The organism is Clostridium chauvoei (assembly GCF_002327185.1).
Classification (GTDB): Bacteria; Bacillota; Clostridia; order Clostridiales; family Clostridiaceae; genus Clostridium; species Clostridium chauvoei.
Genome location: NZ_CP018624.1, coordinates 405,032 through 425,663 on the forward strand (window position 1 = coordinate 405,032; position 20,632 = coordinate 425,663).

Annotated in this window: 20 protein-coding genes; 19 read left to right on the forward strand and 1 reads right to left on the reverse strand. The window is 29.9% G+C overall.

The annotated features are described in order from the left end of the window. Positions 1-7 precede the first annotated feature (7 nt). On the forward strand, positions 8-943 hold the full coding sequence (locus tag BTM21_RS01885) for a sugar-binding transcriptional regulator (protein ID WP_079481576.1): 936 nt from the start codon (positions 8-10) through the stop codon (positions 941-943). Between the two features lie 271 nt (positions 944-1,214). Next, positions 1,215-2,396 carry a NupC/NupG family nucleoside CNT transporter gene (locus BTM21_RS01890; protein WP_079481575.1) on the forward strand — a complete coding sequence of 394 codons (1,182 nt, stop codon included), beginning with the start codon at positions 1,215-1,217 and terminating at the stop codon, positions 2,394-2,396. Positions 2,397-2,489: 93 nt separating this feature from the next. Here BTM21_RS01890 and BTM21_RS01895 read toward each other — a convergent pair whose 3' ends face one another. After that, positions 2,490-3,326, reverse strand: coding sequence for an AraC family transcriptional regulator (locus BTM21_RS01895; protein ID WP_021876416.1), 837 nt, complete (start codon positions 3,324-3,326; stop codon positions 2,490-2,492). Between the two features lie 261 nt (positions 3,327-3,587). Between BTM21_RS01895 and BTM21_RS01900 the strand changes: the two genes are divergently transcribed. The 17 genes from BTM21_RS01900 to BTM21_RS01980 all read left to right on the forward strand — a co-directional run bounded on the left by BTM21_RS01900 (position 3,588) and on the right by BTM21_RS01980 (position 20,618). After that, a complete protein-coding gene (locus BTM21_RS01900) occupies positions 3,588-5,072 on the forward strand; it encodes an amino acid permease (protein WP_021876415.1) in 1,485 nt (494 codons plus the stop codon). 33 nt (positions 5,073-5,105) lie between these two features. Continuing rightward, on the forward strand, positions 5,106-7,172 hold the full coding sequence (locus tag BTM21_RS01905; protein ID WP_021876414.1) for a beta-galactosidase: 2,067 nt from the start codon (positions 5,106-5,108) through the stop codon (positions 7,170-7,172). Positions 7,173-7,362: 190 nt separating this feature from the next. After that, positions 7,363-8,511, forward strand: coding sequence for a 1-propanol dehydrogenase PduQ (locus BTM21_RS01910; protein WP_021876413.1), 1,149 nt, complete (start codon positions 7,363-7,365; stop codon positions 8,509-8,511). A 327-nt stretch (positions 8,512-8,838) separates the two neighbouring features. Continuing rightward, a complete protein-coding gene (locus tag BTM21_RS01915) occupies positions 8,839-9,675 on the forward strand; it encodes a MerR family transcriptional regulator (RefSeq protein ID WP_021876412.1) in 837 nt (278 codons plus the stop codon). A 473-nt stretch (positions 9,676-10,148) separates the two neighbouring features. Continuing rightward, positions 10,149-11,240 carry a hypothetical protein gene (locus tag BTM21_RS01920; RefSeq protein ID WP_079481574.1) on the forward strand — a complete coding sequence of 364 codons (1,092 nt, stop codon included), beginning with the start codon at positions 10,149-10,151 and terminating at the stop codon, positions 11,238-11,240. Between the two features lie 2 nt (positions 11,241-11,242). Beyond that, positions 11,243-11,509 (forward strand): hypothetical protein, encoded by a 267-nt coding sequence (locus tag BTM21_RS01925; RefSeq protein WP_021876410.1) that lies wholly within the window; start codon positions 11,243-11,245, stop codon positions 11,507-11,509. A gap of 401 nt (positions 11,510-11,910) precedes the next feature. After that, entirely contained in the window at positions 11,911-12,207 is a 297-nt protein-coding gene (locus BTM21_RS01930; RefSeq protein ID WP_021876409.1) for a BMC domain-containing protein, read from the forward strand. A gap of 25 nt (positions 12,208-12,232) precedes the next feature. Next, positions 12,233-12,538: a BMC domain-containing protein gene (locus BTM21_RS01935; RefSeq protein ID WP_021876408.1), complete on the forward strand. Its 306-nt coding sequence runs from the start codon at positions 12,233-12,235 to the stop codon at positions 12,536-12,538. A 77-nt stretch (positions 12,539-12,615) separates the two neighbouring features. Beyond that, positions 12,616-14,106 (forward strand): aldehyde dehydrogenase family protein, encoded by a 1,491-nt coding sequence (locus BTM21_RS01940; RefSeq protein WP_079481573.1) that lies wholly within the window; start codon positions 12,616-12,618, stop codon positions 14,104-14,106. Between the two features lie 44 nt (positions 14,107-14,150). Next, the gene (cutC, locus tag BTM21_RS01945; RefSeq protein WP_021876406.1) at positions 14,151-16,691 is read left to right on the forward strand and encodes a choline trimethylamine-lyase; all 2,541 of its coding nucleotides are present in this window, start codon (positions 14,151-14,153) and stop codon (positions 16,689-16,691) included. Between the two features lie 57 nt (positions 16,692-16,748). Beyond that, on the forward strand, positions 16,749-17,702 hold the full coding sequence (gene cutD, locus BTM21_RS01950; protein WP_079481572.1) for a choline TMA-lyase-activating enzyme: 954 nt from the start codon (positions 16,749-16,751) through the stop codon (positions 17,700-17,702). 36 nt (positions 17,703-17,738) lie between these two features. After that, entirely contained in the window at positions 17,739-18,092 is a 354-nt protein-coding gene (locus BTM21_RS01955; protein ID WP_021876404.1) for a BMC domain-containing protein, read from the forward strand. Next, positions 18,089-18,529, forward strand: coding sequence for a EutP/PduV family microcompartment system protein (locus tag BTM21_RS01960; RefSeq protein WP_079481571.1), 441 nt, complete (start codon positions 18,089-18,091; stop codon positions 18,527-18,529). The genes BTM21_RS01955 and BTM21_RS01960 overlap by 4 nt, the downstream gene beginning before the upstream one ends. A gap of 13 nt (positions 18,530-18,542) precedes the next feature. Then, entirely contained in the window at positions 18,543-19,217 is a 675-nt protein-coding gene (locus BTM21_RS01965) for a cobalamin adenosyltransferase (protein WP_172000987.1), read from the forward strand. Further along, positions 19,199-20,044 (forward strand): ethanolamine utilization protein EutJ, encoded by an 846-nt coding sequence (gene eutJ, locus BTM21_RS01970; protein WP_021876402.1) that lies wholly within the window; start codon positions 19,199-19,201, stop codon positions 20,042-20,044. Before BTM21_RS01965 ends, eutJ begins: the two co-directional genes overlap by 19 nt. 14 nt (positions 20,045-20,058) lie before the next feature. Beyond that, positions 20,059-20,361 (forward strand): BMC domain-containing protein, encoded by a 303-nt coding sequence (locus tag BTM21_RS01975; RefSeq protein ID WP_096145317.1) that lies wholly within the window; start codon positions 20,059-20,061, stop codon positions 20,359-20,361. Then, entirely contained in the window at positions 20,358-20,618 is a 261-nt protein-coding gene (locus BTM21_RS01980; protein ID WP_079481568.1) for a EutN/CcmL family microcompartment protein, read from the forward strand. The genes BTM21_RS01975 and BTM21_RS01980 overlap by 4 nt, the downstream gene beginning before the upstream one ends. The last annotated feature ends 14 nt before the right edge of the window (positions 20,619-20,632 follow it).

The window sequence follows — 20,632 nt, forward strand, 5'->3', positions numbered from 1 at the left end:
GAAACTGATGGATAATGCAAAACAAGAATTGAGTGTTGAAGTGGCAAGACTTTATTATCAGTTAAATTATAGTCAGCAACAGATTGCATCACGTCTTGGGATATCGAGACCAACTATATCAAGGCTTCTTAAATATGCAAAGGAAAAGGGTTACATTACTATTAATATAATTGATCCATTTTCTGATTTGGATAAGTTAGCTTGTAAATTAAAAGAAAGATATGCATTAAGTGATGTTCGTATTGTGCTTTCATCAAATAATGAATATGAATCTATTTTAGAATCTATTAGTAAGGAAGCAGCAGAATATTTAGAAGAAAATATAAAAGATGGGGATATTATTGGAGTAGGTGCAGGAACAACTATGAATAAAATTGGGAAAGAACTTACTTACAAAAATACTAAAGAGATAAAGGTAGTTCAGTTACAAGGATTAGTTACTAATTTAGAGGTAAATAAATATGAAGCTGAAATAGTTTCTGCTTTTGCAAAAGCTTTTCAAGCTATCCCTAAATACTTACCATTACCAGGATTTTTTGATAATAATAATATAAAGCAAATGGTAGAAAAAGATTGTCATATTCAAAATACTTTAGAAATGGGTACAAAAGCTAATATAGCTATTTTTACAGTTGGAAATGTTGATGAAAATGGAGTACTATTCAATTTAGATTATTTAAGTGAAAAAGAGAAGTTAATTTTAAAACAAAAAAGTGTCGGAGATGTTTGTTTACGTTTTTTTGATGAAGATGGTAAGATTTGTGATGAAGAAATTAATAATCGTACTATGTCTATATCATTAGATAGTCTTAAAGAAAAGGAAAAGTCTATTTTAGTTGCTGGTGGAGAACATAAAGTACAAGCAATAAAAGGTGTACTAAAAGGAAAGATTTCTAATATTTTAATTACAGATCAATATACTGCAAAAAAGCTTTTAGAATAAAGTATGAACAAAATTTCATATATTTAAAGGGAAAATATATACCCTCTTTTATGATTGTTTTAGCATAAAAGAGGGTATTTTAATATAAAAAATATATTTACTTAATTTTCATTAAAATATTAATATTTAAATTTTCTATGAACAAAATTTCAAGAGATGCTTTACAAATGTTCAGAAGAAACTTATAATAAATATGTTTGTAATTATGGGGAAAAATATCTATTAATATTTATATTATTATAAATTTATACTATTAAAAAGGAGCATGAAAATGAAGTATATTATTGGAATCATAGGATTAGTCGTTATTTTAGGCTTTGCATGGATTGGAAGTAGTGACAAGAAAAATATAAAGTATAAACCAATTATTACAATGATTATTCTGCAATTTATATTAGGTTTTGCTTTACTAAATACTGAATTAGGAAATTATCTGGTAGGTAGTATAGCAAACGGTTTTGAAGTATTACTTAAATGTGCTAGTGAAGGAGTAAACTTTGTATTTGGTGGATTAGTTAATAATGATCAATTCTCATTTTTTATTAGCGTTCTTTTACCAATAGTTGTTATTTCAGCCTTAATTGGTATTTTACAACATTTTAAGATACTACCTGTTGTGGTAAAGTACATAGGATTAGTTTTAAGTAAAATTAATGGTATGGGTAAGTTAGAATCTTATAATGCAGTAGCATCAGCTATATTAGGACAATCAGAAGTATTTATTTCAGTAAAGAAACAACTTGGGTTATTACCTAAACATAGATTATATACTCTTTGTGCATCAGCTATGTCAACAGTATCTATGTCTATAGTTGGTTCTTATATGGTTCTTTTAGAGCCTAGATATGTTGTAACAGCACTTGTTTTAAATTTATTTGGTGGATTTATTATAGCATCAATTATAAATCCTTATACTGTAACAGCAGAAGAGGATATTTTAGTAGTTGCTGAAGAAAAGAAACAAACATTTTTTGAGGTTCTTGGTGAATATATTTTAGATGGATTTAAAGTAGCTGTTATAGTATCAGCTATGTTAGTTGGATTTGTAGCAATAATTGCTATAATTAATATGCTATTCCAAAGTATATTTGGAATTACATTCCAACAAATACTTGGATATGTATTCTCTCCATTTGCATTTTTAATGGGTGTACCATTAAATGAATCAATACAAGCTGCAAGTATAATGGCAACTAAACTAGTATCTAATGAATTTGTTGCAATGAATTTATTAGCAAGTGGAAGCATACACTTAACAGAAAGATCACTGGGAATTGTTTCTGTATTCTTAATATCTTTTGCTAACTTCTCATCAATTGGAATTATTTCAGGAGCAGTAAAAGGTCTTAATGAAGAACAAGGAAATGTGGTTGCACGTTTTGGATTAAAGTTATTATATGGAGCAACATTAGTAAGTATGTTAACAGCAACTATTGTTGGATTAATTATATAGATAATAAATACATATTAAAACAATACAATATTAACAAAGTAGCAATAATATTTAAGGTATTATTGCTACTTTTTTGTGTTATTAGAAGTTTTATTAAGGTGTTGGTTGTTTTATAAACATACTTCTATATTCCATTGGAGACTTATTAAAATACTTACTAAATATTTTTGAAAAATAAGATGGACTATTGAATCCAACTAAATAGCTAATTTCACTAATGGAATAGCTACTTTTTCTAAGTAAGTCACAAGCTTTGTTAAGTCTATAATTTATTAGATATTCTTGAGGACTTATATTCATATGTTTTTTTATTAATTTAAATAGATGGCTTCTATTTATATTTAAATGATTAGATATATCAGAAATTGAAATGTTTTGGTGATAATTATCACGTATATAATCAACAAAAAGTGATATATATTTTTCGTAAGAATTAGGTGCAAGAGCTGAAAGATTATTATTTTTAAGTATTAATTGGTTAAAAAATAAATAGAGATTTCCTAGAGCTTGAAAATACTGATCATTATTACAACCATCTAAAATATTTTTAAAGCAATTATTAACAAAATTATCATCAGTATAATTAAAAGTGAAGTTAGAATTGTTAAATCCACAAGATTTTAAAATTTTTGAAACCTCACTTCCATTAATACCAATCCAGCGATAGCACCAAGGATTATTTGTATCTGGATAGTAATTGTTGTCAGTATGTGGAGGAATTAAAAATCCATCGCCTTTTTTTAGTTTATATACTTCACCATTAATAAAGAATAGACCTTCTCCAGATAAAACGTAATGTATCAAATAATAGTCTATCTGTTCATATTGATAAGGAATACGAGGTTTACATTCTTCGTATCCACATTCATAAATATATAATTCTTTACTTGCTTGTTTATCTGTAGTAAAAACTTGAATTTGTGTATTCATATAAAAAACTCCTTTGAAGGTAAAAGTTTACAAAAGCAATGATTAATTGCAACATAAGTACAAGTTTTAGCAACATTCGTATATTGTTGCAATAAACATAACATAATATAATTAACATATCAAGTAAACGATTTTACAAGAAAATTACATATGTTACGTAAGGAGATGATATAGAAATTACCATTTGAATTTTGGGAATTATAAAAGTATAAAAAAATATTTTGTAAACAAAAGTACAAACGATTAAAAGGGAGAATTAAAATGAGTAATAGAAGACAAACCTTAAGCTCAGGAGCTTTAATGTTAATGACTTTCACAGCAGTATTTTCATTTGGAAATATTATTGATAGTAGTGTAAATGTAGGACTTGCTACCATTCCTTCATACATATTCGGAACAATATTTTACTTCTTTCCATTTGCATTAATGATAGGAGAGTTTGCTTCAGCTAATGGAGATTCAGAGTCAGGAATTACTAGTTGGATAAAAACCTCATTAGGTGCAAAATGGGCATTTTTAGGATCATGGGCATATTTCTTTGTAAATTTATTCTTTTTTACATCATTATTACCAAAGACATTAATTTACGGATCATATGCACTAGTAGGAAGAAATGTTTTTGATGGAAAAACAGTTTTAATTTCAATAATTTCAATAATTCTATTTTGGGGCGTAACAATAATATCTACTAAGGGTGTTACTTGGGTATCGAAAATAACTAGCTTATCAGGTATAGCAAGAATACTATTAGGGATAGGATTTATCGTTTTTTCTTTTGGAATTATAATTTTCTTAGGAGAATCACCAGCACAAGAATTCACAGCACAATCTATGACGCCAAAGTTTGATTGGAAATACTTCATGGTATTAGCATGGATATTACAAGCAGTAGGTGGAGCAGAGAGTATAGGGGTTTATATAAAAGATGTTAAAGGCGGAAACAAAGCATTTATAAAGACAATGTTATTATCAACAATAGTTGTTGGGTTATTATATGCTTTAGGTGCAGCAGCAGTAGGTATAGTTGTACCAGAAAGTACATTACAAGGAAATTTCTCAAATGGATTATTTGATTCATTTGTTTTATTAGGAGCTCATTATGGAATTGGTAATATTATAACAAATATTGTTGGATTCATAATGTTACTTGCAAGTTTAGGTTCATTAGTATTATGGACAGCAGCACCAGTTAAAGTTTTATTCTCAGAAATACCTGAAGGAATTTTTGGAAAATGGGTTGCTAAAACTGATAACCAAGGAAATCCAGTTAATGCATTATACCTTCAAGCAGTTATAGTTACAATACTTTTAATAATACCAGCATTAGGAATAGGTTCAGTAGATTCATTATTAGAAATATTAATTAATATGACAGCATCTACATCATTAATACCAGTTTTATTCTTCTTAGTTGGATATATTGTATTAAGACTTAAGAAAGATAATCTTGTAGATAGAAGTTTTAAAGTAGGATCAAGAAAATTTGGAGTAGCTATAGGATCATTATTACTTGCATTATTTACTTTCGTATTTGTTATTTCATCAGTGCCATCACCAGCAGAAATAAGTGCATATTTTAATGGTACATTAGAAGCAGGTGCAGTTAATCCAATGTTTGTGCTTATATACAATGTATTAGGATTAGTAGTATTCTTAGGATTTGCTTTAATTTGTTGGAAGAGATATGAAAAAAGAGTTGGAAAAGATGTAGCAAATGAAGTTGAAAATTTATGTACAGCTCAATAATAAGAAAAATATAGACAATAGTGGAGGGTTAAAATGAAAAATTACGGACCAATAAGCTCTAAGATTAATAAAATGCTTCACGGAGCAGATTACAATCCTGAACAATGGATTGATGTTCCAGGAATTTGGGGTGAAGATGTTAGATTAATGAAACTTTCTCATAGTAATGTTGTAGCAGTAGGCATATTTTCATGGACAATGTTAGAGCCAGAAGAAGGTAAGTTTAACTTTGAATGGCTAGATGAAGTAATGGATTTAATGCATAAAAACGGAAATTACGTTATACTTGCAACACCTAGTGGAGCTAAGCCAATATGGATGGCTCATAAATACCCAGAAACATTAAGAGTTGCACCAAATAGAGTAAGAAATTTATATGGAGAACGTCATAATCATTGTTATACATCTCCTATATATAGAGAAAAAATTGCTATTATAGATAGGATGTTAGCGGAAAGATATAAAGATCATCCAGCTTTAATTATGTGGCATATTTCTAATGAGTTTGAAGGTCAATGTAGTTGTCCTTTATGTGAACAAGCATTTAGAGAGTTTTTAAAAGAAAAATATGATAATAGTTTAGAGAAATTAAATGAAGCATGGTGGACTAAGTTCTGGAGCCACACTTATGGATCATGGGATGAAATTGAAGCTCCAGCACCTCATGGAGAGCCAGCATTACATGGATTAAATTTAGATTGGATGAGATTTGTTACTCATCAAACACTAGATTATTATAAACATGAAAGAAGTATATTAAAGGAAATTACACCAGATATCCCTGTAACTACTAATTTCCACGATTATGTATCTCTTCAAAGAGGAATTGATTATTGGAAATTTGCACCTTACTTAGATGTTGTATCATGGGATAACTATCCATACTGGCATGGTGAAAGAAGTGATGACCATGAAGGAAGTAGAATTGGATTCGTTCATGATTTAAATAGGGCACTTTTAAATGGTAAGCCATTTATGATGATGGAAAGTTCTCCAAGTTCAACTAACTGGCAACCAGTTGCAAAGCTTAGACGTCCAGGTATGCATGTATTATCATCAATTCAAGCTGTTGCTCATGGATCAGATACAGTACAGTATTTCCAATGGAGAAAGAGTAGAGGTTCTTCAGAAAAGTTCCATGGAGCAGTAGTTGACCATTGTGGACATGAAAATACAAGAGTATTTAGAGATGTAACTAGAGTTGGAGAAATTCTATCTAAACTTAATGAGGTAATTGGAACATCTGTTGAGCCAGAAGTAGCAGTTATTTATGATTGGGAAAATTTTTGGGCAATTGATGATGCACAAGGCCCTAGAATTGAGAAAAAAGATTATTATGATACATGTCAAAAACATTATAAAGCATTTTGGGATATGTCAGTTCCAGTTGATGTTATAAATATGGATTGTGATTTTTCAAAATATAGAGTAGTAGTAGCTCCAATGCTTTATTTAGTTAGACCTGGTGTAGGTGAAAGACTTGAGGAGTTTGTAAATAATGGAGGAACTTTAATAACAACTTATTGGAGTGGAATCGTAAACGAAAATGATCTATGCTTCTTAAATGGATTCCCAGGACCTCTTAGAAAGGTTACAGGAATATGGGCAGAAGAGTTAGATGCTCTTTATGATGAAGATGTAAACTATATAGCTATGGAAAGTGAAAATAGTCTTACTATGAAGGGAGAATATGAAGCAAGAATATTCTGTGATTTAATACATGCTGAAGGGGCTGAAGTTCTTGCAACATATAAAACTGATTTCTATAAAGGAAGACCAGCCTTAACTTGTAATAAGTTTGGAAAGGGAGAAGCATATTATATAGCTTTTAGAAATAATGATGAATTCTTAAGAGATTTCTATAGAAGTTTAGCTAAAAAGATGAAGTTAGAGAAGGCTATAGATTTAGATTTACCAACAGGAGTTAATGCTCAAGTTCGTAGAGATGAAAAAAATGAATTTGTATTCTTATTAAATTTCTCTGATGAAAATAAAGTTATCGATACTAAGGGTATGAAATTAACAAATGTAGAAACAGGAGAAAAAGTAGGAAATAATATAGAAATTGAATCTTATGGAGTTAGAATATTTAAGAAATAATATTTATAAATATTTTAATTTATCTAAATAATTTTTGATACTAGTCTTTTGTTGTAGTATAATAAAAATAATAAAGATTTATGTTACGTTAATTATAATTGTTATATTTTATAGGAATTATTATTTTGGAAATTAAAGAATAACTAAATTTTTCATATTTTATAAACTTAGGAATTAGGAGAAAATATATATGAAAGAATTTAGTATTAGTACAAATATTTATTTTGGAGAAGGATCTTTAAATAGATTAAGTGAACTTAAAAATAAAAAAGTAATGATTGTATGTGACAAGTTCATAGAATCTTCAGGGATGGCACATAAAATACAGGAGAAGCTAGTTAATTGTGAGGTAACTATATTTAGTGATATAGTACCAGATCCATCAGTAGAAATTATAGCTGCTGGAATTCAAACATTAAAAGCTTGTGGAGCAAAGATAATAATAGCTCTTGGTGGTGGATCATCAATTGATGCAGCAAAAGCAATAAGAGAGTATTCTAAAAAGTTATTAGGACAAGATGCTGAAATAGAAGAATGTTTTGCTATACCTACTACAAGTGGAACAGGTTCTGAAGCTACTCAGTATGCAGTAATAACTAATAAAAAAGAAGGCTTAAAATATGCTTTATCAGATAAATCACTACTTCCTATGGTGGCTATACTTGACCCGGAACTTGTAACTTCTGTACCTAAGGCTATTACAGCAGATACAGGAATGGATGTAATTACACATGCTATAGAAGCATATGTTTCAAAGGATGCTAATGATTTTTCAGATGCTTTAGCAGAGAAGGCCCTTTCTTTAGCAGTTAAATTTTTACCAGAGGCTTTTGATAATGGAGCTAATTTGTTAGCAAGAGAAAAAATCCATAATGCATCTTGTTTAGCAGGTATGGCATTTAATTCAGCAGGACTTGGTATTACACATAGTTTAGCACATGCAGTAGGTGGAAAACTTCATATATCTCATGGAAGAAGTAATGCAATAATACTTCCTCATATAATAGAATATAATGCAAAATTGAATAAAGATTTCTATAATAAAGATTATGAAATAGCTGCTAGAAAATATCAAAGGTTAGCAAAAGTATTAAATTTACATGCTTCTACAGTAAGTATTGGAGTTAATAATTTAATTAAGTGTATTGTTGATTTACAAAAAAAATTAATGATTCCAACTACCTTAAAAGAACAAGGTGCTGATTTAAATTTATTAGAACAGGTAAAAGAAGAAATATTAAATGCTGCTATGAAGGATATTTGTACAACAGCAAATCCTAGAGAAGCGACAAAAGAAGATTTATTAAATATTTTAAATAAAGTATCAGGAAATAAATAAATTTAACATATACGGATTTTAAAAAAGTGGATTCATATCGAATCCACTTTTTTTTGTAGTGCCAATTATAAATAATTAATAAAATATACATAAATATATAGAGAGTTTTATGGAATTATAGAATATTTTTCATTCAATTTTTATCAGATTTACTAAGATATCTATAAAAAGATAATAAAAATTTTATGAATATAAACTCATATCTACATATGATTTCTAAATATTGAAAAACAAATGAATTTTATGTAAACTTATATTAAATATGAAATACAAGACTGAATTTCATTACATCTAGATTTCTGGGGAGAAAATAGGGGAGGGTTGTTTATGAGAGAAAGTGGATTGTATTGTATAGGAAAGGTAGGAGAAATATGTAAATTATCAAGGAAGGCTCTTCGATATTATGACAAAATGGGGATATTATCACCGGATAAAGTATCAGATGAAAGTGGGTATAGATATTATAGTAAAAAAACTTTATTGTCTGTACCAATGATAAAATATTATAAACAAAGCGGATTTAAGCTTGAAGAAATGAAGTCATTGCTTGAAGGGACAACTTATTCAGTTTTTGAAAAATGTTTTAGAAGTAAAATAGGTGAACTTGAGGATAGAGAAAATGAGATAAATTTAAAACTTAAATCTATAAAAGATTGGTATGAACTTATAGTTGAAGCACAAATGGTTATAGAAAATGATGTTAAAGAAGTATCAGTAAAATATTTAGATAATTCTAGAATGGTATATTTAAATCAAGATTTTAATTATGATTATATGGAGTCTATAATAAATATTGAATTTACCAATTATATAGAAAATATAAATAATGCAATAACAGGGCCTGTAATAATAGAATTTCCATCTTTAGAAGATAAAATGAATGGAACTTGTAATAAAATGAAAATAATGCAGGAAACAATATTAAAGTGTAAAGACAATGAAACAGTTGATTTTGGAGGCTTTATGGTGGCATCTTGTTATCATGTAGGTTCTCATGAAACAATTAATGAAACCTATGAAAAGATAAAAAGTTGGATAGAAAAAAATGGATATAATTATGAAAATAATTCATATGAAAGGTATGTTACAGATTATTGGACAACTAAAAATACTGATAAATTTGTAACGGAAGTAATGATTAAAATTAGTAAGGGTAAAAAATAATATTTCAATAAAAAGTTTTCCCTATAGGGAATATATAACTCAAAAATAAAAGCATTTTAAGCGATAAAAATATAAAGATTTATTACTTAAAGTGCTTTTTTATATGGAAATTTTTCGCCTTTATATAGAGATTTTTAAGCTTTAAATTTAACTAAGAGTACTAAATCTATCGAAAATAAAGGGGTGGGATATAGTTTGAAAATACTGACAATAAGAAAGAATTATTGTTAAAAAAGTATAAGTATATTATAGAAAAATATGGTTAAAACACATATTGACTTTACCCCCTAGGGAAAGGATTATAATTTAATTGAAGAAAAAAATACATAAGATGAAAAGTTATTCGATAATTTCAAAACAAATAAAATGTCCATATATAAAATTATAACAATTTTTAATAGATCATTATAAATCTTTATTTAATGATATATATAATCAAAACTGATAACGTTTAAATGGAGGGAGTTTTATTTATGAGTGAAATGTCAGGAGCAGTTAATTCGTCTGCAATTGCTGCTAAAAAGAAACTATCATCTAATTTTCTTAAAAAAGGTATTTCAATCGCATTATTCTCAGGTCTTATGTATGGATTTTATTCAGCATTTATGACATATGGAATGACAAAAGGTGTTTGGGCTGATTGGAAAGGTGATAATAGTACACTATCCTTACTTGTAGTTATGTATCTACTAGGTGCACTTGGAAGTGCAGTAAACGATACTTGTAGTGCTATTTGGGCAATAATTTATGCAGCTATAAAAGGAAAACTTGGAGACTTTTTTAGATGTATTAAGACAACACCAGGTGGAGTAATGATTTTAGCAGCTCTTATTGGAGGGCCAATTTCAAGTACAGCTTATGTTGTTGGTCTTCAAATGGCTGGATCTATTGTTATTCCAATTACTGCACTTTGTCCAGCTATTGGAGCTATACTAGGAAGAATCTTATTTAAACAAGAATTGAACAAGCGTATGATGCTTGGAATTGTAATTTGTGTTACTGCAAGTTTTATTATTGGTAGTTCAAGTCTTTTAGGAGATGCGCCAGATGGAATGCTTTTAGGAATATGTATTGCATTTATAGCTGCTCTTGGATGGGGATTTGAAGGTTGTGTGGCAGGTTATGGTACATCAATGATTGATTCAGAAATTGGTATAACTATACGTCAAGCAACATCAGGATTAGCAAATTTATTAATTTTAGTTCCTATCTTTGGTATGATTTTTGGCGATGGTATTAGTTTTGCCAATAAATTAGTTGTTGATGCGTTTACAAGTGGACCAGCTATGATTTGGTTTATATTAAGTGGTCTTTGTGCATTTATTTCATACATGTGTTGGTATAACGGTAATAGTATGTGTGGTGCTGCACTTGGTATGGCATGTAATGGTACTTTTTCATTCTGGGGACCATTCTGTTGTTGGATTGTACTTGGAGTATGTGCAGGAATAGATGGTTGGGCATTACCAATTAGAGTTTGGATTGCAGCTGTATTAATGATTTTTGGTATTTTAGTTATTGCTATGAATCCATTAGATCTATTTAGAAAAAAGGAGGTAGAGTAGTAATGAAGCCACTAAATTATGCTATATTAAAATATTTTACAACTGTAAAAGAAGCTTGTGCAGATGATGTAATTAATGCATTGAAAGATGTATATGGTAACTTTAAAGCTCTTAATAAAAAGGATGTAATTACAGCATTAATGACAGCTGAAGCAAATGGACTACTTGAAGAAACGAGATTTGATATGGATATTAATGGAGAATTAAGAGTTTATTATCATGCACCAGAAGAAGGCGCAGCTACAATAAATAAGTATATTAAAGATTAATAATATTTTTTAACCAGTTATTATTTATAAAGATTCTCTTTAATAAAAGTGTAAATAATATCTGTTTAAAGGGAGTCTTTATTTATAAATAAAGGTAACATTACCCGTAGGGGTAATGATTGTTTATAAATTAAATAAAAAAATCAAATATATTTATAGGTAAATTTGAAAGTTATTAATATAAAAATATATATTTTTACGAAATTAAACTTGTAAATAAAGGATTTATCACAAAGATAATGTATAGGTTTACCTAAAGAAATGTGTAAGTTTTAGTTATTAAAAAGATATTGACTTTCCCCCAAAGGGAAAGGGATATAATAAATTTAAGGACAAGAAAGAGCATAATAAAAATTAAAATTAATCAGAGAATTTGTTAGAAGGAGAGGTGGGAACTGTAGATGAGATATTATGGTGATGAGGCGCTAGGCCTTGTAGAAACAATAGGGTTAGTCCCAGCACTTGAGGCGGCTGACAAAATGTTAAAAGCTGCAAATGTTGAATTAATATCATATGAAAATGTTGGGTCTACTTTAGTTACGATTATGGTTAAAGGTGATGTAGCAGCAGTTAGATCAGCTGTAGAAGCAGGGGCTGAAGCAGCAGCCGCAATAGGAAAGTTAACAGCAAAAAATGTTATGCCACGTCCTATTAGAGGAGTAGGAGATATTGTTTCAGTACATGATATAGATTCATAAATTTAATGAAGGGAAAGATGTTTAAATGGCAAGTCATGAAGCTTTAGGATTAATTGAAACTTTTGGTTTAGTTTTTGTTTTAGAAGCAGCAGATGCTATGTGTAAAGCAGCAGATGTTGAGCTTATAGGATATGAAAATGTCGCATCAGGATATATATCGGTACTTGTTAGTGGGGATGTAGGAGCATGTAAAACAGCTGTAGAAGCTGGAGTTAAAGCAGTTGAAGAAATGGAAGGTGCAAACCTTTATAGTTCAGTTGTTATTGCAAGACCTCACCAAGATCTTAGTAAAATTATTGAACGTTATAAAATTACTAATTTAATACCTTAAAGATAAAAAATAGGTGTTAAATACAAAATATAAAAGAGAATATATTATAGTTATTTTAAGAAAAAGGAGAGAAAAAAATGAATATAATTGATAACGATTTACTCTCCATACAAGAATCACGAATTCTTGTTGAAAATGCTCGAGAAGCTCAAAAAAAGTTAGCAACTTTTTCACAAGAAAAGCTTGATGAAATTGTTGAAAGGATGATTGAAGAGATAGAAAAGCATACTTATGAACTTGCGATGATGTCTAGTGATGAAACAGATTACGGAAAATTTGAAGATAAGAATATAAAAAATAACTTCGTTTGTAAGTATCTACGTAATAGACTAAAGGGTATGAAATGTGTTGGAATAATTAGTGAGGATAAAGAAAATAAAACTATGGATGTAGGAGTACCTATGGGGGTAATAATAGCCTTTTGTCCATCAACAAGTCCAGTTTCAACTACAATATACAAAGCTTTAATTGCAATAAAATCAGGAAATGCAATTATATTTTCACCTCATCCAAGAGCAAAAAAAACTATTTCAAGAACTTTAGATATTTTGATTCGTGCAGCAGAAGGATATGGATTACCAGAAGGTGCACTTACGTATCTTCATAATGTAACAGTTAGTGGAACATTAGAATTAATGAATCACAAGGATACTTCACTAATAATAAATACAGGTGTACCAAGTATTTTAAAAGAAGCTTATAAATCAGGAAAGCCTGTAATATATGGTGGTACTGGTAATGGACCAGCTTTTATAGAGCGTACTGCGGATATAAGACAAGCTGTTAAAGATATAATTGCTAGTAAAACCTTTGATAATGGGGTTGTTTCAGCAGCAGAACAGTCAATTGTTGTTGATAGCTGTATTGAGTCAGAAGTAAAAATGGAACTAGAAAAAAATGGTGCATACTTTATGACAGAAGAAGAAGCAAATAAGCTTGGCTTACTTTTTTTCCATAGCGATGGAAGTCCAGAACCAGAGGTTGTTGGTAAATCAGCGCAGGAACTAGCAAAAAGAGCTGGCTTTAGTGTATCTAATGATACAAAGATTCTTATTTCAAAACAAAAGTATGTTTCACAAAACAATCCGTATTCTAGGGAAAAACTTTGTCCGGTACTTGCGTATTACATTGAAGATGATTGGATGCATGCTTGTGAAAAGTGTATAGAATTATTGTTAAGTGAAAGGCATGGACATACGTTAGTTATACATTCAAAAGATGAGGAAGTTATCCGTCAATTTGCACTTAAAAAACCAGTAGGTAGGGTGTTAGTAAATACACCAGGAGCTTTAGGGAGTATGGGAGCAACAACTAATTTATTTCCTTCAATGACTTTAGGTAGTGGATCAGCAGGACAGGGAATGACATCAGATAACGTTTCTCCAAAGAATCTAATATATATAAGAAAAGTTGGATATGGAGTTCGTAAAGTTGATGAAATAATTAACTTTAAATCAGTAGAAAATAGAGAGCTATCAAAAGAATATGAAGAAAATAAAAACTACAACCTAGAAAATACAGAATTTTTAGAAAAGATGCTAAAGAAAGTATTAGAAAATTTAAAATAAATTAGATTTTAATCTAAAATATATAAAGAATGTGAGGTAAGGATTTGGATATTCAAGAGTTTTCAAATAAATTTAAAGATGCTACTAAAAATATGTCTTCTGAAGAACGTGATTGTTTAATGAAGATGTTTGAAAGTATTTCAAAAGAAATTATAAAAGAAGAGCCTACAACAACAGTACCTCTAAGTGCTGAAGGAGATAAGATTCCAGATGGAATAACAGAACGTTTAGTAAGATTAAAAGATAATTATTTAAAACAAGTTCCAACAATAACAACATATCGTGCACGTGCTATTACTAAAATAGCTAAAGAAAATCCAGGTATGCCTAAAATTTTATTACGTGCTAAATGTTTTAAATATTGCTGTGAAACGGCACCACTAGTAATTCAAGATAATGAATTAATTGTAGGGGCACCTTGTGGATCACCACGTGCAGGAGCTTTTTCACCTGATATAGCATGGAGATGGATGGTTGATGAAATTGATACTATTGGTACTCGTGCTCAAGATCCATTCTATATTTCAGAAGAAGATAAAAAAATTATGCGTGAAGAACTATTCCCATATTGGGAAGGTAAATCAGTTGATGAGTATTGTGAAGACCAATATCGTGAAGCTGGTGTTTGGGAACTTTCAGGAGAATCCTTTGTTTCAGATTGTTCTTATCATGCTATAAATGGTGGGGGAGATTCAAACCCAGGTTATGACGTTATTTTAATGAAAAAGGGTATGTTAGATATTCAACAAGAAGCGAAAGAACATCTTTCAAAACTTGATTATGAAAACCCTGAAGATATAGAAAAAATTTATTTCTATAAAGCAGTTATAGATACTACAGAAGGTGTAATGATTTATGCTAAACGTTTATCAGAATATGCTGCACAATTAGCTACAAAAGAAACAAATCCTAAGCGTAAAGCTGAGTTGCAAAAAATATCAGAAATTAATGCAAGAGTACCAGCACATAAGCCAAGTACATTCTGGGAAGCAATTCAAGCTGTTTGGACTATTGAATCTTTATTAGTAGTTGAAGAAAATCAAACAGGTATGTCTATAGGTCGTGTGGACCAATACATGTATCCATTATATAAAGCAGATATCGAATCAGGAAGAATGAATGATTTTGAAGCATTTGAATTAGCAGGTTGTATGCTTATTAAAATGTCTGAAATGATGTGGATTACAAGTGAAGGGGGATCTAAATTCTTCGCAGGATATCAACCATTTGTAAATATGTGTATTGGTGGTGTAACAAGAGATGGTCGTGATGCTACTAATGATTTAACTTATTTACTTATGGATGCAGTTCGTCACGTTAAAATTTATCAACCATCATTAGCGTGTCGTATTCATAATAAGTCACCTCATAAATATCTTAGAAAGATAGTTGATGTAGTTCGTGCAGGAATGGGATTCCCAGCATGTCACTTTGATGATATTCATATAAAAATGATGTTAGCTAAGGGAGTTTCTATTGAAGATGCAAGAGATTACTGTCTAATGGGATGTGTTGAACCTCAAAAAGCTGGTAGATTATATCAATGGACATCAACTGCATATACTCAATGGCCAATATGTATCGAACTTGCCCTTAATAATGGAGCTCCAATTTGGTATGGAAATCAAGTTTGTCCAGACATGGGTAATATAGATAGCTTTAAAACTTATGAGGAATTTGAAAATGCAGTTAAAGAACAAATTAAGTATATAACTAAGTGGACTAGCGTTGCTACTGTAATTTCACAACGTGTTCATAAAGACCTTGCACCAAAACCTTTAATGTCTATTATGTATGAAGGTTGTATGGAAAAAGGTAAGGGTGTTGAATCAGGTGGAGCAATGTATAACTTCGGACCTGGAGTAATATGGAGTGGATTAGCAACTTATACTGATTCCATGGCAGCTATTAAAAAATTAGTATTTGAAGACAAAAAATATACATTAAGAGAATTAAACGAAGCTTTAAAAGCTGATTTTGTTGGATATGAAAAACTTAGAAAAGATTGCTTAGAAGCACCTAAGTATGGTAACGATGATGACTATGCAGATTATATTGCAGCTGATTTAATTAATTTTACTGAGATGGAACATCGTAAATATAAAACATTATATTCAGTTCTTAGTCATGGTACTTTATCAATTTCTAATAATACACCATTTGGTCAAATAACTGGTGCATCAGCAAATGGTCGTAAAGCATGGATGCCATTATCTGATGGTATAAGTCCATCACAAGGATCAGACTATAAAGGACCTACAGCAATAATTAAGTCAGTATCTAAAATGGCTTGTGACAATATGAATATTGGTATGGTTCATAACTTTAAACTTATAGCTGGACTTCTTGATACTAAAGAAGGTGAAGATGGAATTATAACTTTATTACGTAGTGCTTGTGCCCTTGGTCTTGGTGAAGTTCAATTTAATTATTTAGATAATAAAACTCTAATTGAAGCACAAAAACACCCAGAACAATATCGTGATTTAATTGTCCGTGTTGCAGGATATAGTGCATTCTTCGTTGAGTTATGTAAGGATGTTCAAGATGAAATAATTAGTAGAACAATGCTAACACATTTCTAAAATATAAGAATTATCTTGGAAATTTAGAGTAATAAAATAGACTGGAGATTGAATAGTATGAGAAATAAAAACTTAGGTATAATCGAACGAAAAGCAACAATTTTCAATGTTCAAAAATACAATATGTACGATGGGCCAGGAGTAAGAACTCTAATATTTTTTCAAGGTTGTCCATTACGTTGTAAATGGTGTGCTAATCCAGAAGGCATGATAAAGAAATCTAGAGTTATGTTTAAAAGCAATTTATGTGTTGATTGTGGTGCTTGCGTTTCTGTTTGTCCAGTTGGAATACATACTATTTCCAATGACAGCCTAAAGCATGAGGTAAATCGTAATATTGATTGTACTGGATGTGGAAAATGTGTTGATGCTTGTTTAAAATCAGCTTTATCTATAGTAGGAGAAGTAAAGACTATTTCTGAGATTTTAGAAATTATTGAAGAAGATAGAGCATTTTATGAAGTTTCAGGTGGTGGAGTTACCTTAGGTGGTGGTGAAGTTTTAATGCAACCAGAAGCTGCTTGTAGTTTACTTATGGCATGCAAACAGGAAGGTATAAACACTGCAATTGAAACTTGTGGATATGCAAAAAAAGAGACAATATTAAAAGTTGCTGAGTTTACAGATTTATTTCTATTTGATATAAAGCATATTAATTCAGATAAGCATTTCCAATTAACAGGAGTAAGAAATGAACAGATATTAGAAAATCTAAAGGAAGTTCTTCGTCATAAATACAATGTTAAGATTAGAATGCCTTTATTAAAGGGAGTAAATGATTGTAAAGAAGATATTGAAAATACTATGGAATTTTTAATTCCCTTTAAAGATTATAAAAACTTTAAAGGAATAGATTTACTTCCTTATCATAAGATGGGGGTAAATAAATACAATCAATTAGGAATTGATTATCCAATTAAAGGAGATCCAAGCTTGAGCAATGAAGATTTAGATAAAATTGAAAGTTGGATTAAAAAATACGATTTGCCTGTTCAAGTGATTCGTCACTAAACAATTTCAAATAAATAAAAATGGAAGGTAAGGTTTATGGGAGAAATTTTTGAAAGAAATATGCAGCGTGTTATACAGGAATCAGTACCAGGTAAGCAGATTACAATAGCTCATGTTATTGCCTCACCTATGCCAGATATATATGAAAGATTAGGAATTGATGAAAAAGGAGCTATAGGAATTTTAACATTAACACCTTATGAAACTGCTATTATTGCAGCTGATATTGCAACAAAAGTTGCTGATGTTGAAATAGGTTTCTTAGATCGTTTTACCGGATCTTTAGTTATAAATGGTGATGTACAAAGTGTTGAAACTGCTCTTAGTGCTGTAAATGATACGTTTAGTAATTTACTTGGATTTACAACTGCTCCCATTACAAGAACATGAGAAAGAAGAGAATTATGGTAATAGGACCTTCAAGGTGTGGCAAAACTACATTAGTAAATGAATTAAATAATTATCACGGTGAATTAAGAAGGACACAAGATATGATTTATGGTGAAAATACTATTGATGTACCAGGATCATATATAGAAAATTCTTGGATGTATAAACATATAATTGCAGCAGCTCAAGATGCTTCTCATGTATTAATTTTAGTTGATCAATCTAAATGTACAGATGTATATTCTCATGGATTTGCAAAATCTTTTAGATGTCCTGTGATAGGTGTAATAACTAAATGTGATTTAATGCCAGAGAATGAGGAAAATTGCTTAAGGCAATTAAAAATGATAGGAGTTTCAGAACCATATTTTCATATTAGCTTTTCCAATAGAAATGGCATTGATGCTTTGAAAAAATATTTATTTGAAACAAGGTAATGTAAAGGGGGCAATGATGAAATTTATTACTGAAGAGTATTTAAGAGATTTGTATAAGAAAGAACCTTTTAGTACCTATGAATTAAATCAGGGAGAACGTCTTACACCAGGAGGAAAACAATATCTTTCTGATAGAGGTATAAAAATGTTAGATGAGGTTTCATACAATAATAAAAAAATTTCTGAAGTAAAGCAATCAAAAACATTGCCAGTAGGAAATAAAAATAGTAAGAAGAAACTTTATTACAAATTAAAATCTATAGAGGCGTTATTCCTTATAACAAGCAGTGATATTTTAAAAGAAGATATTGCTCTAGCTCAAAGCATTATTACTTTAAGAAAAAATATTACAAATATCAGAAAATTTATAGAAGGAAAAGGGGAAATAGAGAGTCTTAGTTGTCAATATTGTACTGGAATAAATGAAACTAATTTTTACGATGACATTGATGACTGCTTTGAAATTACAGAATTCTTTATGCAACTTGAAAGAAGCAAAGAGATTCTAAAATTACATGCACTTCGTTGTAGTGTCCATGAATTAAAACCGTATGTTACTGAGGTGTATGAAAATGAAGAAAATAATTTAGGGAATGAAGTTATTAAAAATATTAATTCAATTATTAATTCATTATCCCAAATGATTTGTTCAATTATTGGAGGAAAAAGATGTCAGAGAAAAAATTAACTTTTGAATATTGTGATAAGCTTGTTCAAGATTTTGAAGAAGTTATAGATAAAACAATTAAGAAAAAATCATCAACTTATTATACAGGAGTTGATTTAGGAACTGCATGTATAGTATTAGCAGTTTTAGATGAAAACTATGAACCTGTTGCAGGAGCTTATAGATATGCAGATGTAGTTAGAGACGGTATGATTGTTGACTATATTGGAGCAGTAAAGATTGTAAGAGAATTAAAACAAGAAATTGAAGAAAAGTTAGGTGAAGAGCTAATTTATGCAGCAGCAGCAATACCACCAGGAACTGATGCTCTAGATTCAGGAGCTATTAAAAATGTAGTACAAGCAGCTGGATTTGAGCTTACTAGTATATTAGATGAACCTACTGCAGCCAATGCAGTACTTAAAATTGAAAATGGAGCAGTTGTAGATATAGGTGGTGGAACAACAGGTATTTCCATATTGAAAAATGGAAAGGTTGTATATGTAGCAGATGAACCAACGGGAGGAACTCATTTTTCATTAGTTATTTCAGGAGCTTATGGTATGTCTTTTAAAGAAGCAGATGTATTTAAAAGAGATGAAATAAATCATAAAGAATTACTTCCAGTGTTAAAACCTGTAGTTGAAAAAGTTTCATCTATTATTAATCAACATATAAAGGGACACGATGTTAAAGAAATTTCTTTAGTAGGTGGAACTTGTTGCTTAACAGGAATAGAAGAAATTATTGAGAAGCAAACAGGAATATATACACATAAACCTAAGAATCCAATGTTTGTTACACCATTAGGAATAGCTCTTAGTTGCACAAAAGAAATTATTGAATAAGAGGAGTGATAAATATGGAATTTAGAATTATAAAGTCACCCTCTGAAGGTACTATAGATATCTTAAGAAGACGTATGGGAAATAACTGTAAAACAGATTTAAATATTGCTGATGCAGTTGGTCTTGTCCAAAGAAGAATGATAGAAATGATTTATGCAGCTGATATAGCAGAAAAAGCTGTTGGAGTAACAGTTGAAGATATAAGAGGAAGTTGTCCTCAAAATATGATTTTAATTGCTATTTTTGGAGATACAGCTTCTGTAGAATCAGCAATTAATGAAATTAAAATGAAGATGGAAGAGGGAAAAGCATTATGATAACAGCAAAACTGATTGGTAATGTGTGGGCAACTAGAAAAGCAGAATCTCTTAGTGGATTTAAGCTTATGCTAGCTGAGGAATTTGGTGGAATTAATGAAGGAAGAAGATTGATAGTAGTAGATACTATTAGTGCAGGGATAGGGGATAGAGTAATTATATGTACTGGTTCCTCTGCTCGTAGAATGTTAGAAGATGATAATATTCCAGTTGATGCAGTTATTATAGGCATTATTGATGAAGATTGTAATTTATAATTTTAGGAGGTATA

Coding starts and splice junctions, on each gene's coding strand:
- BTM21_RS01885 (WP_079481576.1), top strand. CDS start 8: ATGGATAATGCAAAACAAGAATTGAGTGTTGAAGTGGCAAGACTTTAT.
- BTM21_RS01890 (WP_079481575.1), top strand. CDS start 1,215: ATGAAGTATATTATTGGAATCATAGGATTAGTCGTTATTTTAGGCTTT.
- BTM21_RS01895 (WP_021876416.1), bottom strand. CDS start 3,326: ATGAATACACAAATTCAAGTTTTTACTACAGATAAACAAGCAAGTAAA.
- BTM21_RS01900 (WP_021876415.1), top strand. CDS start 3,588: ATGAGTAATAGAAGACAAACCTTAAGCTCAGGAGCTTTAATGTTAATG.
- BTM21_RS01905 (WP_021876414.1), top strand. CDS start 5,106: ATGAAAAATTACGGACCAATAAGCTCTAAGATTAATAAAATGCTTCAC.
- BTM21_RS01910 (WP_021876413.1), top strand. CDS start 7,363: ATGAAAGAATTTAGTATTAGTACAAATATTTATTTTGGAGAAGGATCT.
- BTM21_RS01915 (WP_021876412.1), top strand. CDS start 8,839: ATGAGAGAAAGTGGATTGTATTGTATAGGAAAGGTAGGAGAAATATGT.
- BTM21_RS01920 (WP_079481574.1), top strand. CDS start 10,149: ATGAGTGAAATGTCAGGAGCAGTTAATTCGTCTGCAATTGCTGCTAAA.
- BTM21_RS01925 (WP_021876410.1), top strand. CDS start 11,243: ATGAAGCCACTAAATTATGCTATATTAAAATATTTTACAACTGTAAAA.
- BTM21_RS01930 (WP_021876409.1), top strand. CDS start 11,911: ATGAGATATTATGGTGATGAGGCGCTAGGCCTTGTAGAAACAATAGGG.
- BTM21_RS01935 (WP_021876408.1), top strand. CDS start 12,233: ATGGCAAGTCATGAAGCTTTAGGATTAATTGAAACTTTTGGTTTAGTT.
- BTM21_RS01940 (WP_079481573.1), top strand. CDS start 12,616: ATGAATATAATTGATAACGATTTACTCTCCATACAAGAATCACGAATT.
- cutD (WP_079481572.1), top strand. CDS start 16,749: ATGAGAAATAAAAACTTAGGTATAATCGAACGAAAAGCAACAATTTTC.
- BTM21_RS01955 (WP_021876404.1), top strand. CDS start 17,739: ATGGGAGAAATTTTTGAAAGAAATATGCAGCGTGTTATACAGGAATCA.
- BTM21_RS01960 (WP_079481571.1), top strand. CDS start 18,089: ATGAGAAAGAAGAGAATTATGGTAATAGGACCTTCAAGGTGTGGCAAA.
- BTM21_RS01965 (WP_172000987.1), top strand. CDS start 18,543: ATGATGAAATTTATTACTGAAGAGTATTTAAGAGATTTGTATAAGAAA.
- eutJ (WP_021876402.1), top strand. CDS start 19,199: ATGTCAGAGAAAAAATTAACTTTTGAATATTGTGATAAGCTTGTTCAA.
- BTM21_RS01975 (WP_096145317.1), top strand. CDS start 20,059: ATGGAATTTAGAATTATAAAGTCACCCTCTGAAGGTACTATAGATATC.
- BTM21_RS01980 (WP_079481568.1), top strand. CDS start 20,358: ATGATAACAGCAAAACTGATTGGTAATGTGTGGGCAACTAGAAAAGCA.